Annotated in this window: 21 protein-coding genes and 1 pseudogene; 7 read left to right on the forward strand and 15 right to left on the reverse strand. The window is 67.8% G+C overall.

Going from position 1 to position 23,096, the window contains the following annotated elements; all coding sequences use genetic code 11:
• Nucleotides 1–210 precede the first annotated feature (210 nt).
• The 3 genes from ACFYO2_RS41720 to ACFYO2_RS41730 form a co-directional block, all read right to left on the reverse strand.
• Nucleotides 211–354 (reverse strand): hypothetical protein, encoded by a 144-nt coding sequence (locus ACFYO2_RS41720; protein ID WP_388360517.1) that lies wholly within the window; start codon nt 352–354, stop codon nt 211–213.
• Nucleotides 354–1,463, reverse strand: coding sequence for an LLM class flavin-dependent oxidoreductase (locus ACFYO2_RS41725; RefSeq protein WP_388360520.1), 1,110 nt, complete (start codon nt 1,461–1,463; stop codon nt 354–356). The genes ACFYO2_RS41720 and ACFYO2_RS41725 overlap by 1 nt, the downstream gene beginning before the upstream one ends.
• A 117-nt stretch (nt 1,464–1,580) precedes the next feature.
• Nucleotides 1,581–2,048, reverse strand: coding sequence for a MarR family winged helix-turn-helix transcriptional regulator (locus ACFYO2_RS41730; protein ID WP_388360522.1), 468 nt, complete (start codon nt 2,046–2,048; stop codon nt 1,581–1,583).
• A 595-nt stretch (nt 2,049–2,643) separates the two neighbouring features.
• Between ACFYO2_RS41730 and ACFYO2_RS41735 the strand changes: the two genes are divergently transcribed.
• Nucleotides 2,644–3,015 carry a DoxX family protein gene (locus ACFYO2_RS41735; protein WP_388360525.1) on the forward strand — a complete coding sequence of 124 codons (372 nt, stop codon included), beginning with the start codon at nt 2,644–2,646 and terminating at the stop codon, nt 3,013–3,015.
• Between the two features lie 48 nt (nt 3,016–3,063).
• Here ACFYO2_RS41735 and ACFYO2_RS41740 read toward each other — a convergent pair.
• The 5 genes and pseudogenes from ACFYO2_RS41740 to ACFYO2_RS41760 all read right to left on the reverse strand — a co-directional run.
• Nucleotides 3,064–3,180 (reverse strand): annotated as a pseudogene (locus tag ACFYO2_RS41740) (MarR family transcriptional regulator); the annotation flags it as partial.
• A gap of 178 nt (nt 3,181–3,358) precedes the next feature.
• The gene (locus ACFYO2_RS41745; protein ID WP_388360527.1) at nt 3,359–4,951 is read right to left on the reverse strand and encodes a SpoIIE family protein phosphatase; all 1,593 of its coding nucleotides are present in this window, start codon (nt 4,949–4,951) and stop codon (nt 3,359–3,361) included.
• A 1-nt stretch (nt 4,952) separates the two neighbouring features.
• A complete protein-coding gene (locus ACFYO2_RS41750; RefSeq protein ID WP_388360529.1) occupies nt 4,953–5,792 on the reverse strand; it encodes a PAS domain-containing protein in 840 nt (279 codons plus the stop codon).
• 595 nt (nt 5,793–6,387) lie between these two features.
• Nucleotides 6,388–7,311, reverse strand: a complete 924-nt coding sequence (locus ACFYO2_RS41755) for a VOC family protein (protein WP_388360531.1) — start codon at nt 7,309–7,311, stop codon at nt 6,388–6,390.
• A gap of 86 nt (nt 7,312–7,397) precedes the next feature.
• Nucleotides 7,398–8,246, reverse strand: coding sequence for a fumarylacetoacetate hydrolase family protein (locus ACFYO2_RS41760; RefSeq protein WP_388360534.1), 849 nt, complete (start codon nt 8,244–8,246; stop codon nt 7,398–7,400).
• A 131-nt stretch (nt 8,247–8,377) separates the two neighbouring features.
• Here ACFYO2_RS41760 and ACFYO2_RS41765 point away from each other — a divergent pair, with 131 nt between their 5' ends.
• The 5 genes from ACFYO2_RS41765 to ACFYO2_RS41785 all read left to right on the forward strand — a co-directional run bounded on the left by ACFYO2_RS41765 (nt 8,378) and on the right by ACFYO2_RS41785 (nt 14,300).
• Nucleotides 8,378–9,112 carry a GntR family transcriptional regulator gene (locus tag ACFYO2_RS41765; protein WP_388360537.1) on the forward strand — a complete coding sequence of 245 codons (735 nt, stop codon included), beginning with the start codon at nt 8,378–8,380 and terminating at the stop codon, nt 9,110–9,112.
• Nucleotides 9,113–9,988: 876 nt separating this feature from the next.
• Complete coding sequence (locus ACFYO2_RS41770) at nt 9,989–10,903, forward strand: alpha/beta hydrolase (RefSeq protein WP_388360539.1); 915 nt, start codon at nt 9,989–9,991, stop codon at nt 10,901–10,903.
• A gap of 292 nt (nt 10,904–11,195) precedes the next feature.
• The gene (locus ACFYO2_RS41775; protein ID WP_388360542.1) at nt 11,196–12,101 is read left to right on the forward strand and encodes an NADP-dependent oxidoreductase; all 906 of its coding nucleotides are present in this window, start codon (nt 11,196–11,198) and stop codon (nt 12,099–12,101) included.
• Between the two features lie 429 nt (nt 12,102–12,530).
• Nucleotides 12,531–13,010 carry a MarR family winged helix-turn-helix transcriptional regulator gene (locus ACFYO2_RS41780; RefSeq protein ID WP_388360589.1) on the forward strand — a complete coding sequence of 160 codons (480 nt, stop codon included), beginning with the start codon at nt 12,531–12,533 and terminating at the stop codon, nt 13,008–13,010.
• 381 nt (nt 13,011–13,391) lie between these two features.
• A complete protein-coding gene (locus ACFYO2_RS41785; RefSeq protein WP_388360545.1) occupies nt 13,392–14,300 on the forward strand; it encodes an SDR family oxidoreductase in 909 nt (302 codons plus the stop codon).
• 887 nt (nt 14,301–15,187) lie between these two features.
• Here the strand turns inward: ACFYO2_RS41785 and ACFYO2_RS41790 are convergent.
• The 6 genes from ACFYO2_RS41790 to ACFYO2_RS41815 all read right to left on the reverse strand — a co-directional run bounded on the left by ACFYO2_RS41790 (nt 15,188) and on the right by ACFYO2_RS41815 (nt 20,556).
• The gene (locus ACFYO2_RS41790) at nt 15,188–16,072 is read right to left on the reverse strand and encodes an SDR family oxidoreductase (RefSeq protein WP_388360548.1); all 885 of its coding nucleotides are present in this window, start codon (nt 16,070–16,072) and stop codon (nt 15,188–15,190) included.
• Between the two features lie 250 nt (nt 16,073–16,322).
• Nucleotides 16,323–16,469, reverse strand: a complete 147-nt coding sequence (locus tag ACFYO2_RS41795; RefSeq protein ID WP_388360551.1) for a hypothetical protein — start codon at nt 16,467–16,469, stop codon at nt 16,323–16,325.
• 12 nt (nt 16,470–16,481) lie between these two features.
• Nucleotides 16,482–17,591, reverse strand: a complete 1,110-nt coding sequence (locus tag ACFYO2_RS41800) for an LLM class flavin-dependent oxidoreductase (protein ID WP_388360553.1) — start codon at nt 17,589–17,591, stop codon at nt 16,482–16,484.
• A gap of 36 nt (nt 17,592–17,627) precedes the next feature.
• Nucleotides 17,628–19,292 carry a CocE/NonD family hydrolase gene (locus ACFYO2_RS41805; protein WP_388360556.1) on the reverse strand — a complete coding sequence of 555 codons (1,665 nt, stop codon included), beginning with the start codon at nt 19,290–19,292 and terminating at the stop codon, nt 17,628–17,630.
• A gap of 62 nt (nt 19,293–19,354) precedes the next feature.
• On the reverse strand, nt 19,355–19,792 hold the full coding sequence (locus ACFYO2_RS41810; RefSeq protein WP_388360559.1) for a heme-binding protein: 438 nt from the start codon (nt 19,790–19,792) through the stop codon (nt 19,355–19,357).
• Complete coding sequence (locus tag ACFYO2_RS41815) at nt 19,789–20,556, reverse strand: GntR family transcriptional regulator (protein WP_388360562.1); 768 nt, start codon at nt 20,554–20,556, stop codon at nt 19,789–19,791. Before ACFYO2_RS41815 ends, ACFYO2_RS41810 begins: the two co-directional genes overlap by 4 nt.
• A gap of 154 nt (nt 20,557–20,710) precedes the next feature.
• Here ACFYO2_RS41815 and ACFYO2_RS41820 point away from each other — a divergent pair, with 154 nt between their 5' ends.
• A complete protein-coding gene (locus tag ACFYO2_RS41820) occupies nt 20,711–21,226 on the forward strand; it encodes a flavin reductase family protein (RefSeq protein WP_388360564.1) in 516 nt (171 codons plus the stop codon).
• Nucleotides 21,227–21,981: 755 nt separating this feature from the next.
• On the opposite strand, the gene ACFYO2_RS41825 is transcribed toward ACFYO2_RS41820, so the two are convergent.
• The gene (locus tag ACFYO2_RS41825; protein WP_388360567.1) at nt 21,982–23,055 is read right to left on the reverse strand and encodes an alkene reductase; all 1,074 of its coding nucleotides are present in this window, start codon (nt 23,053–23,055) and stop codon (nt 21,982–21,984) included.
• Between the last annotated feature and the right edge of the window lie 41 nt (nt 23,056–23,096).

Genomic DNA, 23,096 nt, shown 5'->3' on the forward strand with positions numbered 1-23,096 from the left:
CGGCGGTAACGGGCAGACGCATGGCGCAGCCAGCGGGCCCTTCCCTGCCTTTCCCGTGCATCAAGTGGCAGTGGCTGGGCCATGCGGGCTATTTCAATTACGGGAAATAGGAATTGCAGTTCAGCGTCCGGGAGCCGGTCTGCTCCGGGACCTCCTCGACGACGATGGCGAGGAGTCGGGCGGCGCTGATGTAGTCCAGTTGGGCCTCTCTCAGCGTTCGAGGACGCTGCCCTCGCGCGGCACGCCGACGCCGTTGTCGCACAAGTGCAGGGCGCTGGCTGAGCGGTCGGGCGCGAGTCCGTCCCGCGCCGGGTAGTCGTTGAGGTTGCCGAAGCTCTCGAAGTCGCCGGTCATCAGTCTTCCCGTCCTGCCGGCTCCTGTCCGAGGCCGGAACCGCGGGCGGACAGCAGCGAGACATGAGTGGGGGCGTCGGGCGCATCGGCCGGCCGACCGATGGCGAACTCCTTGCGCAGCACCGGAACCACCTCCGCACCGAGCATGTCGATCTGTTCCAGCGCCGCCTTGAGCGGGACTCCGCCGCCGTCCACCATGAACAACTGACGCTGGTAGTCACCGGCGTACTCGCGGAAACTGAGCGTCTTCTCGATGACCTGCTCCGGGGTACCGACCGTCAGCGGAGTCTGCTCCATGTACTCCTCCATGGGCATCCCGCCGCCCATCACCTGTGACTGGTCGAAGAGCGGGCGGAACTCGCGTATGGCGTCCTGGGAGTTGCGGCGCATGTAGACGTGGCCGCCGAGACCGACGACGGCCTGCTCGGCGCTGCCGTGACCGTAGTGCGCGTACCGCTCCCGGTACAGATCGATCATCTTCCCTGTGTGCTCCTTCGGCCAGAAGATGTTGTTGTGGAAGAAGCCGTCGCCGTAGTACGCGGCCTGCTCGGCGATCTCCGGGGAGCGGATGGAGCCGTGCCAGACGAACGGCGGTACGCCGTCCAACGGCCGCGGTGTGGAGGTGAACCCCTGGAGCGGCGTGCGGAACTTCCCCTCCCAGTCGACGACGTCCTCGCGCCACAGCCGCCGCAGCAGGGCGTAGTTCTCGACGGCGAGGCTGATCCCGTCGCGGATGTCCTTGCCGAACCACGGATAGACGGGGCCGGTGTTGCCGCGGCCCATCATCAGGTCGACGCGGCCGTCGGCCAGGTGCTGGAGCATCGCGTAGTCCTCGGCGATCTTCACCGGGTCGTTCGTGGTGATCAGCGTGGTGGACGTGGAGAGAATGATCCGCTCCGTGCGCGCGGCGATCCAGCCCAGCATCGTGGTGGGGGACGACGGCACGAACGGCCGGTTGTGATGCTCGCCGGTCGCGAAGACGTCCAGCCCGACCTCTTCGGCCTTCTGCGCGATGGCGACCATCGCCTTGATCCGCTCGTGCTCCGTGGGCGTGCGGCCCGTGGCCGGGTCCGTGACGACATCACCGACGGTGAAGATGCCGAACTGCATCGTGATCAGCCTTTCATTTATGTTGATACATCAACTGAAACCTCCCAAGACGCCCGCGCACATCCGCATTCCGGCTGCACCCGTCAGCCGTCCTAGGTCACGAGCACGGACCGATCATCAGCACTGCTCCTTCTCCAGGCGCTCGACGACGCGGTCCGCCACACGGGCGAACGTCTGGAGTTCGTCGGGAGTCAGGGGCTCGATGAACAGACGCCGAACCTCATCGACATGACGGGGCGCGGCTTTGGCGATCATTTCTCGCCCCTCCGGGGTGATGACCACGAACGCGCCGCGACCACCTTCGGGACATCCCTGCCGGGCCACCAGCCCGCGCTTCGCCATGCGGGAGGCTTGATGCGACATCCTGCTCTTCTCCCACTCCAGACACCTCGCCAGATCCACATGCCGCATGCGACCACCGGGCGCCTCCGTCAGGTTGACGAGTACGGCGTAGTCGGAGCCCGACAGACAGGACTCCGACTGCAGACCGCGGGACAGACGCCCCTCGAGCCTCTCGTACATCCGCATAACGCTTCGCCAGGCATGCTGCTCCACAGGAGAGAGCCATCGTGATTGTTCGTTCACCAGAACGACTGTACGCGATAGTTGAATTATCATCTACTGTTCGGACTGTGACTTTCGACGAGCGGCCGAACAGGGGCTTGCCCCCGCGACCCGCCCAGCGACCCGTCTAGCGCTGGAGTACGTGGGTACGTGGGTGCGCGGGTCGCCGAGAGCACCTCTCACACAGGGAGACGTGCGCATCCCCGAAGGAGGCACGGTCATAATCGCCGCCGAGGCCGGGCTCGACGGCCTCGCCGCAGAGCTGGTCGACATCCGCGTTCCCGGCTGAACGCCTGCGCCGTTCCCGGCTGAACGCCCGTTCTACCCGCCTGGCGGACCGCCGAGGTCTTCATCCGGGCGGCGCGCGCCGCTGTCGCACCGACCGAGGCGTCGACCGGCCCGCAGGAGACCGACCGTCAGGCGTCCGCCCTGCGAGTGCGCCATGGGCCCCCATGAGCGCGCTCAACCGTGTCCCGATCACGTCATTTACCCGACACATAGTTGACGCATCACCGGAGGTTCCTTATGTTCCTTGGTGACGATCGTCATTGACGAAACAACCAATGGTCCACGAACCCCGGCCGAGGCGCGGGCCACATTGGAAGGAACCACCCGCATGTACATCACCGCTGCCATCCTCAGCGTGCTGCTCGCCCTTGTGGCAGTGGCCGCCGGCGCGCCGAAGACAATGCTGAAGGGCGATGTGTCCGCAGGGCTCCAGTCCCACATGGGCCTGAGCGCCGGACTGGTCCGCTTCATAGGACTGGCCGAGGTCGCCGCGTTCGTGGGCCTGGTCGTGGGGCTCTTCTGGCAGCCTCTGGGTATCGCGGCCGCCGTGGGCTTCGGGATCACGATGATCGGCGCCGTGGGCTTCCACGCCAAGGCCGGCGACTACGCCGATCCCGCCACGCGCGGAAATGCCATGGCTCCCCTCATCCTCACACTGCTCTCCGCGGCGACCGCCGTCACACTCGGTCTGGCCATGTGAGCCTGCCCCCTGGCGCACCGCCCCGGTCAGAACGGCTCTTGGTCCAGCCGTTCGACGGTCGAGGAACAATGAACGTACCGCCTCGACCTGAAGCGCAGCGGCCGCTTCGATCGCCTCCCGACCCGCTGGTGTGATCACCACGAACGCGCCACGCCCGTCCTCGGGGGGAAACCCCCGCCGCCCCTCGGGCGAGTCGGTCAGAGGGAACAACGCGTGGTTGATCAATCACCTAAGCAGCGACTTACCGCCCTGAGGAGCGGCCCCGGCTCCGGAAGCGCGGCGCGACCTGTCCTGCCCTGACTGTCCGTGCCGCGCTTCCGGTCCTTCCTCGGCAAAGCATGTTTCAGGGCAACAGGACTTGCGTGTTCCACATCGCCAGGTCTGTCCGCGCGGTAAGGGGCTGTTCGGCCCAGATGGTCTTGCCGGTCCGACCGTAGCGACAGCCCCAGCGCGTGGTCAGCTGTGCCACCAAAAACAGGCCCCTGCCACCCTCGTCGGTGGTGTCGGCCCTCCGTAGCCGAGGCTGGGTGTTGCTGGGGTCGGTGACCTCACAGATCAGCACACCGTCCCGGATAAGACGCAGCCCGACCGGGCCACCGGCGTAGCGGACGGCGTTGGTGACCAGTTCGCTGACGACGAGTTCGGTGGTGAACGCGAGGTCGTCGAGGCCCCACGCGGTCAGCTGGCGGGTGATCTCCTCCCGCGCTTGAGCCACGACGGTCGGGGCGGCCGGGAAGGTCCAGCTCGCGGTGTTCTCGCCCTGTACGGCGCGCGTACGAGCCAGCAACAGCGCGATGTCCTCGCGGGCCGGCGGTTCACCGATGCCTGCGAGGACAGAGCGGCCCAGCTCGTCCAGCGGAACACCGGAGCGGCAGTGCGCGGCGAGCGCGTCCGTCAGACGGCGTAGACCGGCGTCGAGGTCGGGGTCCTGGCCGCGCACCAGCCCCTTGGTGTACAGGGCCAGGGTGCTGCCGGACTCCAGGGTGACCGTGGTGACCTCGAACGGCATACCGCCGACGCCGAGCGGTGGACCGGGAGAGATCGGGATGTCCTGTGCGGTGCCGTCGGGGCGGACGGCCACCGGCGGTGGGTGACCGGCACTGACGATGGCACACTGACGGCTGACCGGGTCGTAGACGGCGTACAGGCAGGTGGCACTCAGTGTGTCCTGGTGCTCCGCGGGCATCTCGCCGGCCAGGCGCTGCACCAGCCCGTCGAGGCGGGTGAGCAACTCGCCGGGATCGAGCTCCAGGTCGGCGAGGGTGTGGATGGCTGCGCGCAGGCGTCCCATCGTGGCCGTAGCGTGCAGTCCGTGCCCGGCGACGTCCCCGACGACCAGGGCGAGGCGGAGCGAGGGCAGGGGTATGGCGTCGAACCAGTCGCCACCGATCTCGGCTCCGCCGGCCGCGGGCCGGTAGATTCCGACCGTCTCGGCCGCCGGCGTGTCGGTTGTCGCCCGTGGCAGCAGACGCTGTTGCAGAGCGGCCGCCACCCGCTGTTCCCGGGTGTAGCGGCGGGCGTTGTCGATGGCCAAGGCCCCTCTGGAGGAGATCTCCGTGATCAGGTCGACGTCCTCCTCGGTGAACGGTGCCGGATCCGTCAACCGCCACACCTGAAGGTCACCGAGGACGAGGCCGCGCGCGTACAACGGTGCGATCACCACCGAGTGCCAGTCCTCGGGCAAGAGCTCGACCAGCCGGGCGTCACTCAGTAGCGGGACGAGTTCGTCGCGGGTCATCACGAGCGTCTCGCCGTGTTGCATGCTGCGCAGGGCTGGGTGGTCCCGGAACGGAGGCAGGGACTCCCCTGGGCCGACGTGCCCCGGCCACTCACCCGTCGCAGAGGCCACCGCGCGCAGGTGGAGGTCTCCGCCACCGGACATCTTCGGGGGCTCGTCCCCCTCCAGCACGGCCTCGGCGAGGTCGGCGATCCCCATCTCACCCAGCCCGGGTACCACCGCCTCCCGTCAGTTGTTGTGCGGTGCGCACGACGTCCAGCGAGCCGCCGACGCTGATCGCGGCCTCCCGGAGGAGGTCCAGATGTCGACGGGCCCGCTGCGCCTCGGTCGTGTCGGTGAACAGGGCGGCGACGCCGGTCGGGTGTCGCTCCCCGTCCTCCAGCCGGACGGCGGACATCCCCAGGCTCCGCTCCCACCCTGGAGCCTGCGGCGACCGCGTGCGCTTCTCCTCGCCGACGAGCGGTACGCCCGACTCCAGCACCTGTCGCAGCGAGGCCTCGATGCTGTCGCCGTCCTCCCCGAGGAGAATGTCCCGCAGCCGGACACCCGGCGGTGCGGGCGGCCCGCCGGACGTCTCGGGGAGCACATTGGTGCGCAGGAGACCCAGGTCCGGGCCATGGATGCTGATGCCGATCCGGTCCTGGGAGAACAGCGCGCGCAGGAGCGACGCGCCGCGAACCTGTTCGCTCACTCGTTGTGTGGGAGCGGCCAGAACCAGCAGCTCGGTGGAACCCTCCAGTCGGTGCACACAGAAGGTGACATCGACTGTGCCGCCCTGGCGGTGCCGCAGCAGGGTCCGGCCCCTGGCAGGGAACCGGGTGCCCTCCAAGGGTGCGACCGGTGACGCGCCGGAGGCATCGGCGAGCAGGTCCCGCACCGGCCGGCCCCGGACGTCCGCGGCGTCGTAGCCCACAAGCTCCGCGGCCTCCGGGGGCCACCTACGTACCGTGCCGTCTTCGTCGAGCACGGCGATGGCGAGGGCATCGAAAGCGTCGAGCGCGAAGGAACCACTGCCGACATGGTCGCTGGATTCGCTCATGGCACTCACCGCTGCTTTCGGCACCTCGCTGTGCTCCACCCGAGCCTGTCCCATTATCGGCACTCTGGGCGTCCTCTGCCGTGGCTACGTCCTACGGGGCAGTCCTACGACCCCGGTGCGGGGCTGCGCCAAGGACGGCACCGTCCTCGTGGTCGTCGACCAGCCCGCCTCGATCGGCGCCCTGCCGGTAGCGGTCGCGAGGGACATGGGTTGCGAGGTCGCCTACGGGTTGGCGAAACCCGTAGGGGCACATTACCGAACTGCTCCGTCACCACCTCCTGAACGGCCACCACACTGGCGGGATCGGTGAGATCGGCCCGTACGGCGATGGCCCGGCCACCCGCCCGCGTCGAGGATCTCCTTCACTACCGGGATGCCATCGGCCCGGTCCAGCACCGCCACGGCGGCACCCTCGGCAGCCAGCCGGAGGGCAAAGACACGGCCAATCCCGGCCGCAGCCCGTGCCGACCGCGGTCCGGCCCTCATGTCGCACGGTGACTCGTATGTACGGTGTTCAGAGTCCGAAAGATCCATGGGAATACGGGCCCGCGGGGGGCTTCAGCCGACGGACCCGGCAACGGTCGTCTCGGTTTCCTCACGGCGCGCTGTGGGCGCCCGTCATCAGGGCGGCGAGGTCCTCCGGCTGGAGGAACGACGGCGGAGGAGGCGGCCCCCAGTTGTAGAGGCCCGCGACTCCTTCGAAGACCTCCGGCTTCCAGAGCTGGTCATCGAGGACGCAGTCGAGGTCGCTGTAGTACTCGGAGAAGTTGCCCGCCGGGTCCTTGAGGTACCAGAAGAAATTCGACCCGACGTGATGACGGCCCAAGCCCCAGATGTGCCGTTCGGGATTGCCCTCCAGCATGGCCGTGGCCCCGCGGCCCACCTCGTCGATGTCGTCGACCTGCCACGCGGTGTGGTGCAGGAAGTTCAGCGGAGACTGCTGGACGAGGAAGTTGTGGTGATCGGTCGAGCAGCGCATGAAGGCGGCGAGGCCCTTCGCCTCGTCGGTGACCTTGAAGCCGAGTCCCTCGGTGAAGAACCGCTGGGTGGCCTCCTTGTCCACGGAACCGACCACGATGTGCCCGAGCTTGCGGGGCCGGACCGGTCCCTCTCGCAGGATGCCGGGGGCCCGGGTGTTGGGGCGTTCCACGCGACCGGGCCCGTTGTACGGAACCGGAGGCTGTTCCGGCTGGGCGAGCCGCGGCATGACCCGCAAGGTGACGTCGAAGCCGCCGATGGGCTCCCGGACCGAGAGTGTGTCCGCGCCCTGGGAAACGGTCAGGTCGAGCTTGGTCAGGGACTCCGCCGTGCGGCCGAGGTCGTCCTCGTCGTCAATGCCCACTTCGAGGGCGAGGAGTTGACGGGTGGGTGTGTGTCGCAGGATGAGCTGTTCACCGCCGTCCTGGGTGGCGAACCGGCCGGGTGCGGTCTCGGTGAGACCGAACTCCGCGTAGTAGGCGGTGGTTTCGGCGACGTTGGGCACCCCGATGGTGACCGACGCCATACGGTGAAGGGCCATGTTCTGTTCCTCGTGGACTCGTCGTTGAGCAGAGAGGTGGCGCGATGGAGTGGAAAGGTGGCGCGGAGGAAGCGTGAGCGGCCGGGTCAGGCGGAGCAGCGCTGGCGGATCTCCCCGATGCCCTCGATGCGGCTGACGACCACGTCGCCGGGCGAGAGGAACCTGGGAGGGGTCCGGGCCATGCCTACGCCGCTGGGAGTACCGGTGAAGATCAGGTCGCCGGGGAGCAGCGGAGCTACTGCGGACAGTCGGGCGATCAGCTCGCGAACCGGGAAGATCATCGAAGAGGTGCGGGCCTTCTGGACCTCTTCGCCGTTGATCGTGCAACTGAGCTCCAGATCGTCCGGGTTGTCGAATTCGTCCGGCGTGACCAGCCACGGACCGATGGGGCCGAACCCGGGGAAGGATTTGCCCAGCGAGAACTGCGGGACCGGACCCGTGAGTTGCACCTTCCGCTCGGAGAAGTCCTGCCCGACGGTCAATCCGGCGACGTACTCCCAGGCGTCCTCCTCCCTGACGTGATGCGCCGGCCGACCGATGACCACGACGAGCTCCACCTCCCAGTCCACCGAGCCGCTCGGCAACAGGAGATCCCCGTGCGGGCCGGTGATGCAAGTGGGAAACTTGGTGAACGTCGGCGGCGCCTCGGGGAGCGCCACTCCCGACTCCTTGGCGTGATCGTTGTAGTTCAGCCCGATGGCGAAGACCTGCCGGGGTGCCGGAACGGGAGCACCGAGGGTGTCGGGAGCGATGACGACGTCGGCCGATTCCCCCGCGGGAACCGCGTCCGCGGCCCACTCGCGGAACTCGTCCCATCGTTCGTAGACAGCCTGAGGATCGGACGAGAACCGATGCTCACTGAGTCGGGCGACGTCGCCCGCGTCGCCGTCCGCGGTGAGGACGGTGAGACGTTGTGCCACGGATGCCACGCGCATGTTCGCTCCTGGAGCCACATCGACCGGTACTGTCTGCCATCAACATCCGCCAGAGCATTTCGGCATGTCAATACGTTTTCGAAATTATGTCGGGGTTCCGACATGGTCCCGGCTCTGCTTTACTTCAGGACATGCTCAGTGACGCACCGTCGAAGGCCGGCCGGTCCGGAGCGCCGACGAGGGCGGAGAAGGTCTACGCCGAGCTCCGCAGCGACATCCTCAACGGCCGCCTCGGTCCCGGGGAACGGCTCCCCTTCGCCCAGCTCTGCGAGCGGTACCAGGTGAGCACCGGCGTGCTCCGGGAGGTCCTTCCGAGGCTCGTGGAGCAGGGCCTGGTGACTTCGGAACGACAGTTCGGGTTCCGTGTCATGCCGGTGTCCGAGGAGGACCTACGCCATCTCACCGAACTCAGAGTCACCATCGAGACCCAGGCCCTGCGACAGTCCGTCGAGCAGGGCGACCTCGCGTGGCAGTCACGTCTCGTGGCGGTCCATCACACCCTGGCCGCCACACCGACGGCCGACCTGTCGGGCGCCATCAACGAGGGCTGGCTGCAAGCCCACGCCCGGTTCCACGCGGCGCTCAACGAGGCGTGCCCGAACGGCCGGCTCCGTGGGCTCGCCGACTCCCTGCGGGCCGTCTCCGAGGTCTACCGCTGCTGGTCGTCCGTCGCAACCGACGGTACGGGCCGGGACGTCATGGGCGAACACCGCCGGCTTCTTGACGCCGCACTCGCCGGCGACGCCGACCGTGCCGTGGCGGAACTCACCGCACACATCCAGCGCACGACGGACGCGCTACTGGCATCCCCCGGTGCAACCGCTCCCGACGAGAGCACGGCCCCTAGAGAAACACCAGGAGCGTGACGGCAGGTGCGCGAACTCCGCCCAGCGCCGTACTCACCGACCAGCTCCCGCCCGGTGCCACCTGGTTCCCCGGCCCAGCTCAACTATGTCGGACACGCCTTCCGGGCAGCCGACCCCGAGTGTCCCGCCCTCATCGCCATCGACGAGAACGGCCGCTGGACCGACTGGTCCTGGACCCAACCGCGACAGCGAACGACGGCGCTCGCGGCGCGCTTCGGAGCTCGGCGTCAAGCCCGGCGGCGGGATCGCCGACTACCAGCCACGCGCGTACGCCGTCGTCGCCTTCCTCGCCACGGCGGGCGTCGGCGCTGTCCGGTCCTCCTCCGGCCAGGACTTCGGCCCACTGGCGCGATCGACCACTTCACCCAGTTGGAGCCGGTCGTGCCGAGCACGTGTACGGCGGACATGTGACGCCGCTACCGCGGCGACCCACACACATCAACCGCTTCGGCGAGTTCTCCACGCACGAGCTTGGCATCCAGCCCGGACCATACGAGACGAAGCTGGACGCCGACGTTCACCCCGCTACAAGAACAGGTCTGCCCGCACGGGGCTTCGGGCAGGCCGCCTTACCGGGTCGAGTGTTCCAGCTGCCCTCGGCGACGGTGCGGGTGTAGTCGGCGAAGTGCTGCGGCCGGCCGGTGCATGTCATGGACTCGCCGCCCAGTGGTCGAGCAGCTTGTGAACCTGGTGCGCATGTCGGGATGAACCGTCGCGCCGAACTACAGGACCGTGCCTTCGCCACCAAAATACTTGGCTAGCCACAGATCACCTGCCCAGCCGCCTGATGCAGTTCCCGGTCGCGACACACGACCCCTCATCCAAGGAGACCCCACGCGCCATGCCTTCGATCCAGAGCTCGCCCCGATCGCGGAGATGCTCCCCGTCCTCGCATACCAGGACCCCGCAACCTTCCGCCAGCAGGTCGCCGAGTTCCACGCGCTCATGCCGCAGCGCCCTGAGACGGCCGGTCCCGTGGAGGTACGGGATGTGACGGTGCCGGGCCCGGCCGGCGCGCCGGAGGTACCCGTAAGGATCTACACCCCCAAGAGCGGCCAGGGAGCGTCCGGCGCGCTCATCTATATCCATGGCGGCGGCTGGATCGGCGGCGACGTCTCCGGCAATGACGGCTTCACGCACGCTCTGGCCGCCGAGTCGGGGGCCGTCGTGCTGTCCGTGGAGTACCGCCTGGCCCCCGAGAACCCCTTCCCGGCCGCGCCCGAGGACTGCTACGCGGCCTTCCTCTGGACGGTCGAGAACGCCGCGGAGCTGGGCATCGACCCCGAGCGGATCGGGGTCGGCGGCGACAGCGCCGGCGCCAACCTCTCGGCCGCCGTGAGCCTGATGGCCCGCGACCGGGACGGGCCGACGCCGTGCTTCCAGTTCCTGCGCGTCCCGGCCTTCGACGACCGCCTCGACACCCCGTCCATGGCCGAACTCACCGACACGCCGATCCTCAGGGGGACCGACCTGCCGAGCGTGTGGGACTTCTACCTGGGCGGCCCGGGGCGTCGGGGTGGCCCCGATGTCTCCCCCTACGCCGCACCGGCCCGCGCCAAGGACCTGACCGGCCTCCCGCCCGCCTACATCTGCGTCAGCGAGTTCGACCCGCTGCGCGACGAAGCCATCGCCTACGCCCAGCGCCTCCTCGATGCCGGCGTACCCACCGAACTCCACCTCGTCCCCGGCACCTTCCACGGTTCCCACGCCATCCCCGGACCGAAGATCAACGAGCGGATGAACGCCGAGTCGGTCACTGTCATCCAGCGCGGCCTGAAGATCGAACAGTAACCGCGGCAATCGCGGAGAGCGTCACGTGCATGCTCTGCGCGGCATTGCCCGGCTCGCGCCGTGCAGTGCCGCGCCGCTCGCTGGAGCAGCGAGCACCCCTCCCCCAGGGCCAACCGCGTCTCGCGCGACGGCCCTGCGAAACGAAACCGCCATCTCGAAGGGCGACCGATGCGACCGCGACCGACCTCGGCGCAGCCCGAGCGGCAGCAGATGTTTGGCTAGCCACATGTTTGCTGCTACGTTGATTATGTGTCCGGCCACCTAAGTGGGTGGGGACACGAGAGGAGTCGTCATGAAAGCCATCCGGTTCGACCGTTTCGGAGGCACGGACGTGCTGCACGAGGCGGACGTCGAGGTTCCGCAGCCCGGTCCCGGGCAGGTCCGCGTCCGCGTCAGGGCGGCCGGGCTGAACGCGCTGGACGGCAAGATCCGCTCCGGGGCGATGCAGGCCGCGTTCCCCACACCGTTCCCCGCCGTCCCCGGTGCCGAGCTCGCCGGCGTGGTGGACGCCCTGGGTGAGGGCGTGCAGGACGTGAAGGTGGGCGATGAGGTGCTGGGCTGGTCGGACACCGGCTCGTACGCCGAGTACGCGCTGGCCACCACCGTGGCCCCCAAGCCCGCCGGCCTCGACTGGCAGCACGCGGTCGCGTTGCCGGTGGCGGGCGAGACGGCCGAGCGGGTCCTGAACCTGCTCGGCGTCGTGGCCGGAGAGACCATACTGATGCACGGCGCGGCCGGAGCGGTTGGCACCCTGGCGGTCCAGCTCGCCACGGCCCGCGGAGCGCGTGTCATCGCCACCGCCGGCCCCGCCAACCAGGATTACCTCACCGCGCTCGGCGCCACCGCGACCCTCTACGGCGAGGGCCTGGTCGAGCGGGTCCGGGCGCTCGCCCCCGACGGCGTGGACGCGGTGTTCGACCTGGCCGGAAAGGGGGCCCTGGAGGACTCCATCGCCCTGCGTGGCGGCACCGAGCGCATCGTCACCATCGCCGACTTCCGCGCGCACCAGCTCGGCGTCACCTTCTCCAGCGGTGGCCAAGAGCGCTCGGCCGCCCGTCTGGCCGAGCTGGCCCAGGACGCCGCGACCGGCAAGCTCGTCACCACCGTCACCGCCTACCCACTCGCCCAGGCCGCCACGGCCCAGCAGGTCAGCGACGCCGGGCATGGCCGGGGCAAGCTCGCCCTCACCCTCGACTGATCACGCCCGCCACTCCTGCCGCCACGCTCTCCCGCTTTCCCGATCACCGCTTGGTCCGTCACAGCATCGAAGGCCCCCTCATGCTGAACTCCCCTTGGACATCGACCACCGTCGGTGACACTTCCGTCCCGCACCGCCTCCGCATCCTCTACGCGGGCAACGGCGCCCTTCTGGGCACCTGTACGCGAGTGGCCGACCACGCCGGCCCTCAACCGGGTCGGCACCGACCTGCCCACCCGCGCCAAGGACATCGACCACGGCACGGCCGACCTCGTCTCCGTCGGCGCCCTCGCGCTCGCCGACCCGGACCTGGTCGAGCCGCTACGCTCTGACGCGCCGCTGGACACCCCCGACCCGGCGACCTCCTACGGCGGGCGGAGCGGTCGGCTACACCGACTACCCCACTTACCCCGTCCGAGGAACCGAACCATGAACGCGCCCATACCCCGAGCCCCCTCTACCGCCAGCGAGGGACAGATGAGCTACGCGATCTTCCAGCTCGCCCGCGCCCACCGCGCCCGCGCCGCCGCCATGCTCCGCGAGATGGACCTGCATCCCGGACAGGAACTGCTGCTGATGCACCTTCTTGACCGGGACGGCCAGACCCAGTCCGAGCTGCTCGAAAGCGTCGGCCTGGACCACTCCACCGTTTCCAAGTCCCTACGCCGCATGCAGGACGCCGGCCTGCTCATCCGCGAGCCGGCCGAACACGACCGGCGCGTCATGGTCGTCCACCTCACCGACAAAGGCCGTGCCATGCGCGAGCCCCTGGCAGCCATGTGGCGGGCCCTGGAGGAGACCTCCGCGCGGAACCTGTCGGCACAGCAGACAGAGTCCTTCGTCCGCATGGCCTACGCCATCGCCGACGCGATCAACGGCCGCGATCTTCCACAAGAAGAGTCCAAGTAACTTCCCCGTCCGCACCCCATATTGGCGGGCCTTGCATGACAGATGGATGGGCATGCGGACATGGGGTGCAAGTCGTTTGGATATGGCGGAGGCACTGCTGGCTTCTGCACGTCAGGGAGATCGTTCGGTTGCGGGGCCTCAGCGTCATGCAAGCGCGAGCTGTCCCGTGCAGGCAGCTGGAGGACGGCCGCATCGCACGCGTCCGGGCCACCTTCGATTTCGGCAAGGTCCTGCAGGCCCGACGGTGACCCGCGCAGACGGATCCGCCCACCACAAGCCCACCCCTTGAGCGACCGGGCCGACGGCACCCACGTCCGCGGTCGCCCCTGCCCCGCCCAGCCAATCCCCCCACTACTGACCTGATGGAAAGTGAGACCCCCCATGACCACCACCCTGCCCGTCCTCGTCGTCGGCGCGACCGGCTCCCTCGGGGGCCAGGTCGTCGACGAACTGCTCAAGCGCGGCAAGAACGTCCGCGCCCTGGTCCGGCCGACCACCGACGCCAGCAAGCTGGAAAGCCGGGGTGTCGAGATCGCCCGCGGCGACATGCTCGACCTCGACTCACTCGTCGCCGCCATGAACGGCGCCGACGCCGTCATCACCACCGCCGCCGGCTACACCCGCGGCGCCAAGAACGCCCACGACATCGACACCGTCGGCAACGCCAACCTCGCCGAGGCCGCCCACCGCACCGGCATCCGGCGGTTCGTCCTCACCAGCATCCTCACCAGCGACCAGACACCCCACGTCCCGCACTTCTGGCACAAGAAGATCGCCGAGGACAAGCTCGAACAGCTCGGCGTCCCCTTCGTCGCACTGCGCCCCGGGGCGTTTTTCGACCAGATCGCGACCATGGCGGGCGACCCGATCGACAAGGGCCGCCTGATCTGGATGAGCAAGGCCACCGTCCCGCTGACCTTCGTCCACACCGCCGATCTCGCGGCCTACCTGGCGGCCGCCGTCGACGCCGAGGCCGACAACGGCGAGCGCGTCGACATCGGCTGGGACCGTCCGGTCAGCATGCGCGAGATGGCCGACCTGATGGGCAGCCGGGCCGGAAAGAAGATCAAGGTGTGGGCCGTCCCCTCGCCCGTCACCCGCGCCGCAGGAGTCGTCGTCGGCCGCTTCGTGCCCCTGGTCAAGGACCTGGCCGCGATGTTCGGCTGGTTCGACAAGGGCCGCTACGTCGCCGACACCCGCCGGCAGGAGCAGCTGTTCGGCCCCGTCCCCAAGGCCGAAGACGTCGTCGCCCGGTACACCGACGAGCTGGGCAAGGCACGGCACAAGTGACGGGCCCGCATACCGGTCCCGCTGCCCGGCGGGGGGCCCATCGATGGGTGGCGGAATCGCCATGACGGATTCGCTCGTCGTCAAGGACGTCTGCTGCCTGCGGTGAAGCCGGGCTGGGCGCGGATCCGGGTGAACGCGTTCGGGGTGAACGAGTCGGAGATGACGACCGGCAAGGGCCTCGCCGACTCGGGATGTGACCATGCCACGCATCCCGGGTATCCCGGGCATCAAAGGTGTCGGGTGCCCCGAAGGGCAGCGGTCTGACGCCGGTCGGCCAGGTGATCTCCTTCAGTTCGGACCTGCCGTGGTCGACGCTGAGCGCGCTGCCGAAGATGTACCAGACGGCTTACGGCTCCCCCACCACTGGCATGGACCTCAAGTCCGGGCCGGTCCTGCTGCTCCGCGGCGGGACATCCACGCTCGGGCTGAGCGCGGCCGCGATGGCAAAGGCATGGGCGCCGTCGTCATGTCCACCACCCGCGGCCCGGCCCGCGCCGACATGCTGCGGGGCTCGGTGTCGATCACCCGGTGGTGGACGACGGCGAGATCGCCGACACCGTGCGGCCATCTGCCCGGACGATGGGAAGGCGGCGCTGGAGCTGGTCGGCTGCGGAGCTCTGCCGGACACGCCGGACTCGAGAGTTCGGTGAGCAGTCCCTTCCACTCTCCGTACATCGACGACAACGGTCGTGTGCGAGCCAACGACGTCATGGGTCAGGCAGCCGACTCAATGCTCGACGGACTGGTTCGCATACGCTCCGCTCTGCGGATGCTGTGAGCGCCCGCCGCGCGCCACGTCTGATCAGTCGTGTGACGGTGGGCGACGAGGACTGCGTGTCGATCCTATGAAGGCCCCGGCGAGTACGGGTGGTGCCGCGATTACGCGGTCACGCTGGAAGGTTGTCCGAACCCGTCGGCACGGTGCGGTTGTCGAGCAGTTGAGCAAGTCCCTCCGGCACGAAGAAGTCGACTTGCGGCGTAGCGCCAGGTCGGGCGGAGTAGCGATCGAGGTCGTGCTCTCCTTCTGCGCGAAGGACCTCCTCGTCGATGAAGAAGTTCCCAGTGCAGTGCTGCGCCGGCCTGACCAGGACTGCGTGGGCGGCGTCGGCGACGATGGCGGGTTTCCGGCCGGCTGCCGGGCCTGCGGCGGCGACCACATTGCGCACAGCCGCGGTGTCGATCAACGTGAGCGGCCACAGCGAGTTGACTCCGATCCCGTTGTCTCGGAGTTCTTCCGCCAAGCCGAGCGTGCACATACTCATCCCCATCTTGGACATCGTGTAAGCGAGGTGCGACCCAAACCATCCGGGCACCATGTCCAACGGCGGTGACAGGTTCAGAATGTGGGGGTTGTCCGCGGCGTCGAGGTGGGGCGAGCACGTTTTTGACACCAGATAAGTGCCACGCACGTTCACCTGGTGCATCAGGTCGAAACGCTTCATTTCAGTTTCCGCGGCATTCGTGAGACTGATCGCGCTCGCATTATTGACGCAGATATCGATGCCGCCGAACCGTTTCACGGTTTCCGCTACAGCAGCCCTGACCTGGTCGTCGGAGCGAACATCACAGACCAGCGGCAACACATGGCCGCCAGCCGATTCGATCTCGCGTGCGGCCGTATAGATCGTTCCGGGTAGCCGCGGGTGGACCTCCGTCGTCTTTGCAGCTATGGCCACATTCGCCCCGTCACGGGCCGCGCGCAATGCGATCGCGAGACCGATACCGCGGCTGCCGCCTGTTATGAAAAGCGTCTTACCGGCCAACGTCGTCATGTCATCTCCTTCAAGGCCGTCATGCTGACGGGGACGGGGCGAAACCCTCGGACAGCGCCACCGAGCGGAGTCAGGTCATCCGGTGCGCGGGATGGCCGAGCACGCCGTCGCGCTGGAGTACCACCACGGCAACCGTGCCTGCACTCGTCGCGATCGACCGGGTCGCCGGGGGGCAGCAGGTGCTCCAGAAGCGGCGCGGACCGTGACCGCATCCGCCTGCATTCGACCGGCGTATCCGCACAGGGCAAGTTCACGGTGACAAGGTGATGGAGGGGTGCAAGGCGTAAACGCCATTGAGGAGCACGTCAGAAACAGCGAGCTCTCCCGAGCGGCTCAGGTCCGAAAGGCGGGTGGCCGTGCCGGGAATCGCTGCCGGCACGGCCCGCGCCACGATCATGCTGAGACCGTGCTACTCGACGGTCTCCTCACGCAGCGCGGGAATGACTTCGCGCCCGAGCAATTCATAGGAGTTCATCGTCTGGTCCTTCGTCAAGGTCCCGAACGAGCCCCAGAACAGGAGGTTCGAGGACCCGATCTCGTGCGCCTGCTTGATCAGCTTGTCACGGACGGTGCTCGGTGACCCGACAATGAAGATCCCGAAATCGACGAGGGTCTGCCAGTCGACCGGACCGGATCCGGCGAAGGGACGGAAGAACGACTGGTAGAACTCGGCGTTGTACCCTTCAGGAACGGCGTTTTCGATGTCGTTCCAGATGAGGTCCTCCTTGAACAGCCCGAACAGATGGTTGAGGGCGGGCTCGGCGATGGCGCGGGCCTCCTCGTCGGTTTCCGCGACGAAGACGTTCCTGAGCACCATCACGGTTTCCGGCCCCGCGGGGTTCCCCGCCTTTTGTGCCGCAGCACGATACCTGTCGTGTACGGCACGCAGGGCCGGGGTGGGCTGGAAAGCGGTGGAGATGCGGTAACCCTCCTGGGCACACCAGTCGATGGTGTCCGGACTGAGTGCGGTGATCCAGATCGGGGGCCGCTGCGACATGGGCTGCCGCGGTTGCGGCCACACCGACGTCTCCTCGAAGTTCGCATACTGGCCGGAATGCGTGAAGACCGGCTTCGAGAGCATCTCTTCGATCAGACGCAGACCTTCTTGGAAACGGGGTCGCGTTTCCTTCAGCGGGATGCCTTCGCGGAGGAACTCCCGTTCATCGACACCCCGGCCGAGGCCGATCTCGAGCCGCCCGTGGGTGAGGTAGTCCAGCATCGCGAACTCTTCGGCCAGCCGGCGCGGGTTGTGCATCGGCACGATGTTCGCCATGACGCCGAGCTTCAGCCGCTGGGTGCGCTGAGCGATCGCCGCGACCAGAAGATTGGGTGACGGGGTCAAGGCGTAGGGGGTGTAGTGGTGCTCACTGAAGAACACGCCCTCGAATCCGGCCCGCTCGGCCAGCTCCCACGAGTCGAGGTGCCAGTCGAAAAGCTCCTGGGTGGCCTCGACGTCGAACTTCGTGGCGTCAGGGGCCCAGGGATAGTTGAAGATGTCGAACAGCCAGGGGGTGATCATTCTTTTGCCTCCGACGTCGTTGGCGGATTGCTGAGGTCAGGGGATTTCTACGGAAGTGGCGGTTCCGGCGGACATGTAGGTACCGATGCGGTTGCCATCGGTGATGGGAAGCATCAGCTCTGACGGGTGTTCGGCATCGTGCAGGATGCTGACCCAGGAGGGACTGCGCCTGAGCAGATGGCCCTGACCGACCACATCGACGAACCTTTCGGGACGCTCGAGGTCGGAGGAGCTGACCTGAAGCTGGATACGCTGGCCGGGAGTGAACACGTAGGCGGTCGGGGACAGCGAGATCTCGTAACGGTGCACCGCGTCAGGTGTCACGGGTTCGGGGTTGGTGTAGGGGTGCTCGGGAAGCCAGGGTTCGGATCGGGCCTCGTCCACCTCGCGCAGAGTTCCACGGAGCCAGCCACGGGTGAGCAGGTGGCGGCTGCCGTCGGCATCGACCATCCACAACGAGAGGAACAGCAGCAACTCGTCGTCGGTGGTGGCCGCGTACACCGTCGCGGTCGCCGGCCCGACCATTTCGGTGCGTTCGACCAGAGGGGGCGTGGTGAAGGTGACGGCATCACGGCCGTTGTAAATGTTGTCCTCGTAGCCGGACGCGCCTTCGCGCGGCCAGTGCTCGTGTTCCGACAGCAGCCCTTCGCGGTGAAGGTAGAAGCTGTGCCACGCGGTCTTCGGCAGCGGCCACTCGTGGGCGTCGCGCCAGGAGCCCTTGCCGTCGTCGCCGGGCAGGAACAACTGCACGGGCGGCTCGTCGAGGTAACCGGTGTCGTTGCCCTTGAGCCAGTGGTCGAACCAGCGCAATGACTGCTCGGCGTATTGGTAGACCGGACGGTCGAGGTAGATCGGCGGCCCGACGATCAACTTCTTGGGTGCGTCGATCTGCTTCCATGCCCGGAACTCGCCGGGCAGGTGCAATCCGTACATGCCCCAGCAGGCGCCCAGCACGATGGGCACCCGGATGGCCGTGAGGTCGGGGTTGCGTTCGTGCCAGTAGGGGCCGTCCACCGAGTTCATCAACACGTCGACGATCAACGGGTGCGCATTCGTGTCCGGCGCGGCGAGCGCGGCCGCGAGCTCGGGCACCGCTGTGATGTCCGGGTCTGCGCGCAGCTCCTCCAACCGGCGGGCGTACTCCTCCTCGCCGAGCGCCTTCTTGCTCCATCCGTCGACCTCGACGTTGGCCAGCTGCTTGGTCCACGACGTGACGAAGTTCCGGGCGAGGATGCCCCCGTGGTAGAACTTGTCACGATAGAAATCGGTGTACCCGAACGGCGAGAACACGGCCTTGAGCGGTTCCGGATTGCGGGCCGCGACCTGCTTCGCCGCTACGGCGAAGTAGGACACGCCGAACATCCCGACACCGCCCGTGCACCACGGCTGGGCCGCCATCCACTCGATGACGGCGACGATGTCGTCGACATCGCGCGGTCCGTAGTGGGAGTAGCGGCCGCCCGAGGCGCCGGTCCCGCGCGCGTTGACGATCACATGGACGTATCCGCGCCGTGCGTAGAAGTAGGGGTCGCCGGCCTCCGCCTGAGCGTTCGCCAGCCTCATCGCGCGAGGGTGCGAGTGCGCGCTCTGCATGGCAGCGTCGTAGGCGTGCACCCCGAGCAGGGCAGGGAACTGGCCGTCGGAGTCCGGCCGGAACACCTGCGCGTCGATCTCGACGCCGTCGTCCATCACGATGCGCACATGACGCTCGACCCGAACATCGTACTGTCGTGGCGACGTTCGCCAGTTGACGCCGAACATCTCTACAGCTCCCCGAGGGCGTCAAGCGCGGCGCTGGCCACGGCCGCATCCTGAGCGCTGGCGCCGCCGCTCACCCCGATCGCACCGATGACGCGACCGCCGCCGGTGATGGGAAGACCGCCGGCGACCGAGCTGAACCTGGGCACTGTCGGCATGGACACCAGCGCCCCTGGGTCCGAACTGATGAAGGCGTGCACCTGTTCGGTGGGAGCACCGGCATTGGCGGCCGTCCAGGCTTTGTCGGATGCCACCTTCAAGGGCAGCAGGCCGGCGCCGTCCGTGCGCGCGATCGCGATCGGCTCACCGGCGACATCGCTGACGACGATGGCCGCCGGCATACCGGCCTCGCGTGCGCTCCCGACAGCGGCCTCGAGCAGTCGTCGAGCCGTCTCGTAGCTCACCGTCGACCGCTCGTAGGTGGTCGGTTCCGAATCACTCATCTCGTTCCTTCCTCGCTGTGACAGGCTTGGTGCAGCGCTGCACGCAGCAGGCGTGGGTCGTGCAGCGGATCCATCAGCGCCATCATCGACAGCGCTGTGGCAGCCAGGTGTCGGGCCAACTCCGCACCGGCGGCAACGGCTTCCCCTCGGGACACCGCTTGCAGGATTCTGGTGTCGTGCCCTAGGACCACGTCCCAGGCGCTCGGTGACTGAGTCATGTAGACGCGGCGATACCGGCTCGCGTGATCGGACAACTGATTGATCTGCCGCAGCAACCGGCCATTTGTATCCGAGTAGAGGACCGAGTGAAACCGGTCGTGCGGAGCCTTGAACCGGTCGTAGTCGCGCTGCTCGGCGCTTTGCCGCATCTCCTCGAGCGCCGTGGCCATCTCATCCAGTTCCCTCGCCTTCAGAGACGGGACACGCACGGTCAGCGCCAGCGGCTCCAGCACCAGCCGCGAGGCGTAAAGCTCCTCCAGGTCCTCCATTGAGAAGTCGGCAACCTGGACGCGGCGGTTGTGCCGCGAGACCACGAGCCCTTCTCTCTCCAACAGCCGGCACGCCTCGCGGATCGGGGAGCGGGACACCCCCAGGTCCCGGGACAGATCAGCCTGGGACACGACCGATCCTGGCGGGAGCTCACCGTGCAGGATCCGGTTGCGCAGCAGGTCGTGAACCGCGTCGAGGGTGACAGTTCCCTGACCCGCCCCACTCTCGGGCTCTGCTGCTGTCAGCGAGTCTGGTGATCGTTCGACCATCGTCATAGCCCCTGCGTTTACTCGGTCCGTGTGCCGACGTTCAGCATTCTGTCGACAGATTCAACTAGCGTCAAGGTGATTCGGCACGAAGTTAGGCTTGTGAACGCATGGTTAAGGGTCCATTCTGTAGACAGAATCGACCATCACTCAAGGAGGCGTCATGGTCGAACCCGACCTGTTTCGTGCTGCCATGTCTCAGGTTGCGACCCCTGTCGTCGTCGTGACGGCGATCTCGGAGGAGCGGCCGCACGGCACTACCGTCGGCGCGTTCACTTCCCTGTCGCTTGATCCACCGATGATCTCCGTCGCCCTGGACCGGCAGTCGGAGCTGCTGGCCAAACTGCGGGGCGCCGAGCGCTTCGGTGTCAACGTGCTGGCCAGTGACCAGAAGGTGCTCGCGGCCAACTTCAGTAAGAAGAGTCCCGACAAGTTCGCGTCGGTGGATTGGCGGCCCGACGCGGGACTGCCGCGGCTGCCCGGCGTTGCCGTCTGGTTGGCATGCCGGACAAGCGGACTTCTCGACGGCGGCGACCACGTGGTCGTGCTGGGAACCGTCGAACACGCCGAGATAGACCAGCGCTCACCGCTGGTCTACCACGACCATGTCTTCTCGACCGTCGGGGCCATCGCGGATGACGTTCTCGCCGGCTGCGCTCGCAGGGTGGCCGAAGCGTGATGACGGCACAGAGGCATGAAGGGGCGCTGCAGTCGGCTCCTCGTGTCGGCACGGGCCACAGTGCTCTGCACGCCACGCTGCGGTAGCGGCCGGACGTCCCATCGTGGTCGTCCACGACAGCCGTGCCCACGGCAGCGTGACCTTCAGTGCGAGCCTTGCGACACTGCGGCTTGTCACGTTCACAGTCCGGCGCACCTCCGGCTACGGCCGGCCTGAGCTGTCGAAACCCCAAGTAGGCACTCATTGGGTCACGGTCGCCACGAAGCGTGAACTTCCGCTCGTCTCGATCGCCGACATGATCACCTACCGGCGCGGCCACGAGCCGCAGATCCGGCGTACCACGGTTACCCCGATACCCACCATGCACGGGATGGTGCGGGCCATCGGCTACGAGAGCGTCCATACCGGGTCCGCGCACATGTGCGTGGTCTTGCGAGAAGTGGCCGACCGACATGACGCCACGGCGTTGCTACACGCCGAACGCGACACCGGCCTGATCCGACGAGTCCGGCGCCGGACTCGCCGCGCTGGCAGCACTACAGGGCCCCGACTTGGCGAACGAGCCGACAATCAACCAGCCGCTCGCCGCGCTGTCGATCAGCGAAGTCCCCGTGCGCACGACCGGTGAGAACTGCATCCTCTGAGCTGCTGTCGACCCATGAGTTGTTCGGGCAGGAAAATATGCGCACCCGCACGTGTGCCCCCGGCCAGATCCACCTGGCCGGGGGCACACGTGCGGGCCTGAGGGCCGAAGGTCAGTCGAGGGTCGGGTAGTCGGTGTAACCGGTGTGGTCGCCGCCATAGAAGGCGGCGGGGTCCGGGGCGTTGAAGGGACCGCCGGCGGCCAGCCGCTTGGGCAGGTCGGGGTTGGCCAGGAACAGGGCACCGAAGGAGATCAGGTCGGCGGTGCCGTCCTCGATCAGCTCCAGCGCCTCCGGCCCTGTGGGCTGCGGCGCGGTGAAGGGGTTGAGGATGTAGGTGCCCGGGAACTGCTTGCGCAGACGGATGGTCAGGTCGCGGCTCTCGGGGGCCTCCATCTGGTGCAGGTAGGCCAGGCCGAGCGGGGCGAGCGCGTCGACCAGCGCGGTGTAGGTCGCCTCCACGTCGGCCCGGTCGGACTCGTCGATGTCGTTGAAGGGGTTTCCGGGGGAGATGCGGAGGCCGACCTTGTCGGCGCCGATGGCCTCGGCGACGGCCTTGACGCTCTCGACGGCGAAGCGGATGCGGGCCTGCGGCGAACCGCCCCAGCCGTCAGTGCGCTGGTTGGAACTCGGGGCGAGGAACTGGTGGATGAGGTAGCCGTTGGCGCCGTGCAGCTCCACGCCGTCGAAGCCGGCCTCGATCGCGTTGCGCGCGGAGGAGGCATAGTCGGCGATCGTCTCGAGGATCTCGGCCTCGGTGAGTTCCTTCGGCTCCACGAAGTCCTGCGGGCCGGTCTGCGTGTAAACCTGCCCCTTGGCCGTGACGGCGGACGGGCCGACCGGCTGAAGGCCCATGAGGCTCGGGTGGCCGACCCGGCCGGTGTGCATCAGCTGCAGGTAGATCACACCGCCCTCGGCGTGCACGGCGTCAGTCACCTTGCGCCAGGCCACGACCTGCTCGGCCGAGTGAATGCCCGGCGTGGCGGGGTAGCCCTGGCCGACCACCGATGGCTGGGTGCCCTCCGTGATGATCAGACCGGCACTCGCCCGCTGCGCGTAGTAGGTGGCCGTCAGGTCGGTCACGCACTGCCCGTCATCGTATGCGCGACTGCGGGTCATCGGAGCCATCGCGACGCGATTGGCCAGCTGCTTGCCGCTGAGGTCGTAGGGCTGGAAGGCCGTTGACATGAATCAATTTCCTTGTCTCACAAGCGGGCCGCCGTTTCCCG

The organism is Streptomyces sp. NPDC006602, assembly GCF_042870385.1.
In the GTDB taxonomy this organism is placed as follows: Bacteria; Actinomycetota; Actinomycetes; order Streptomycetales; family Streptomycetaceae; genus Streptomyces.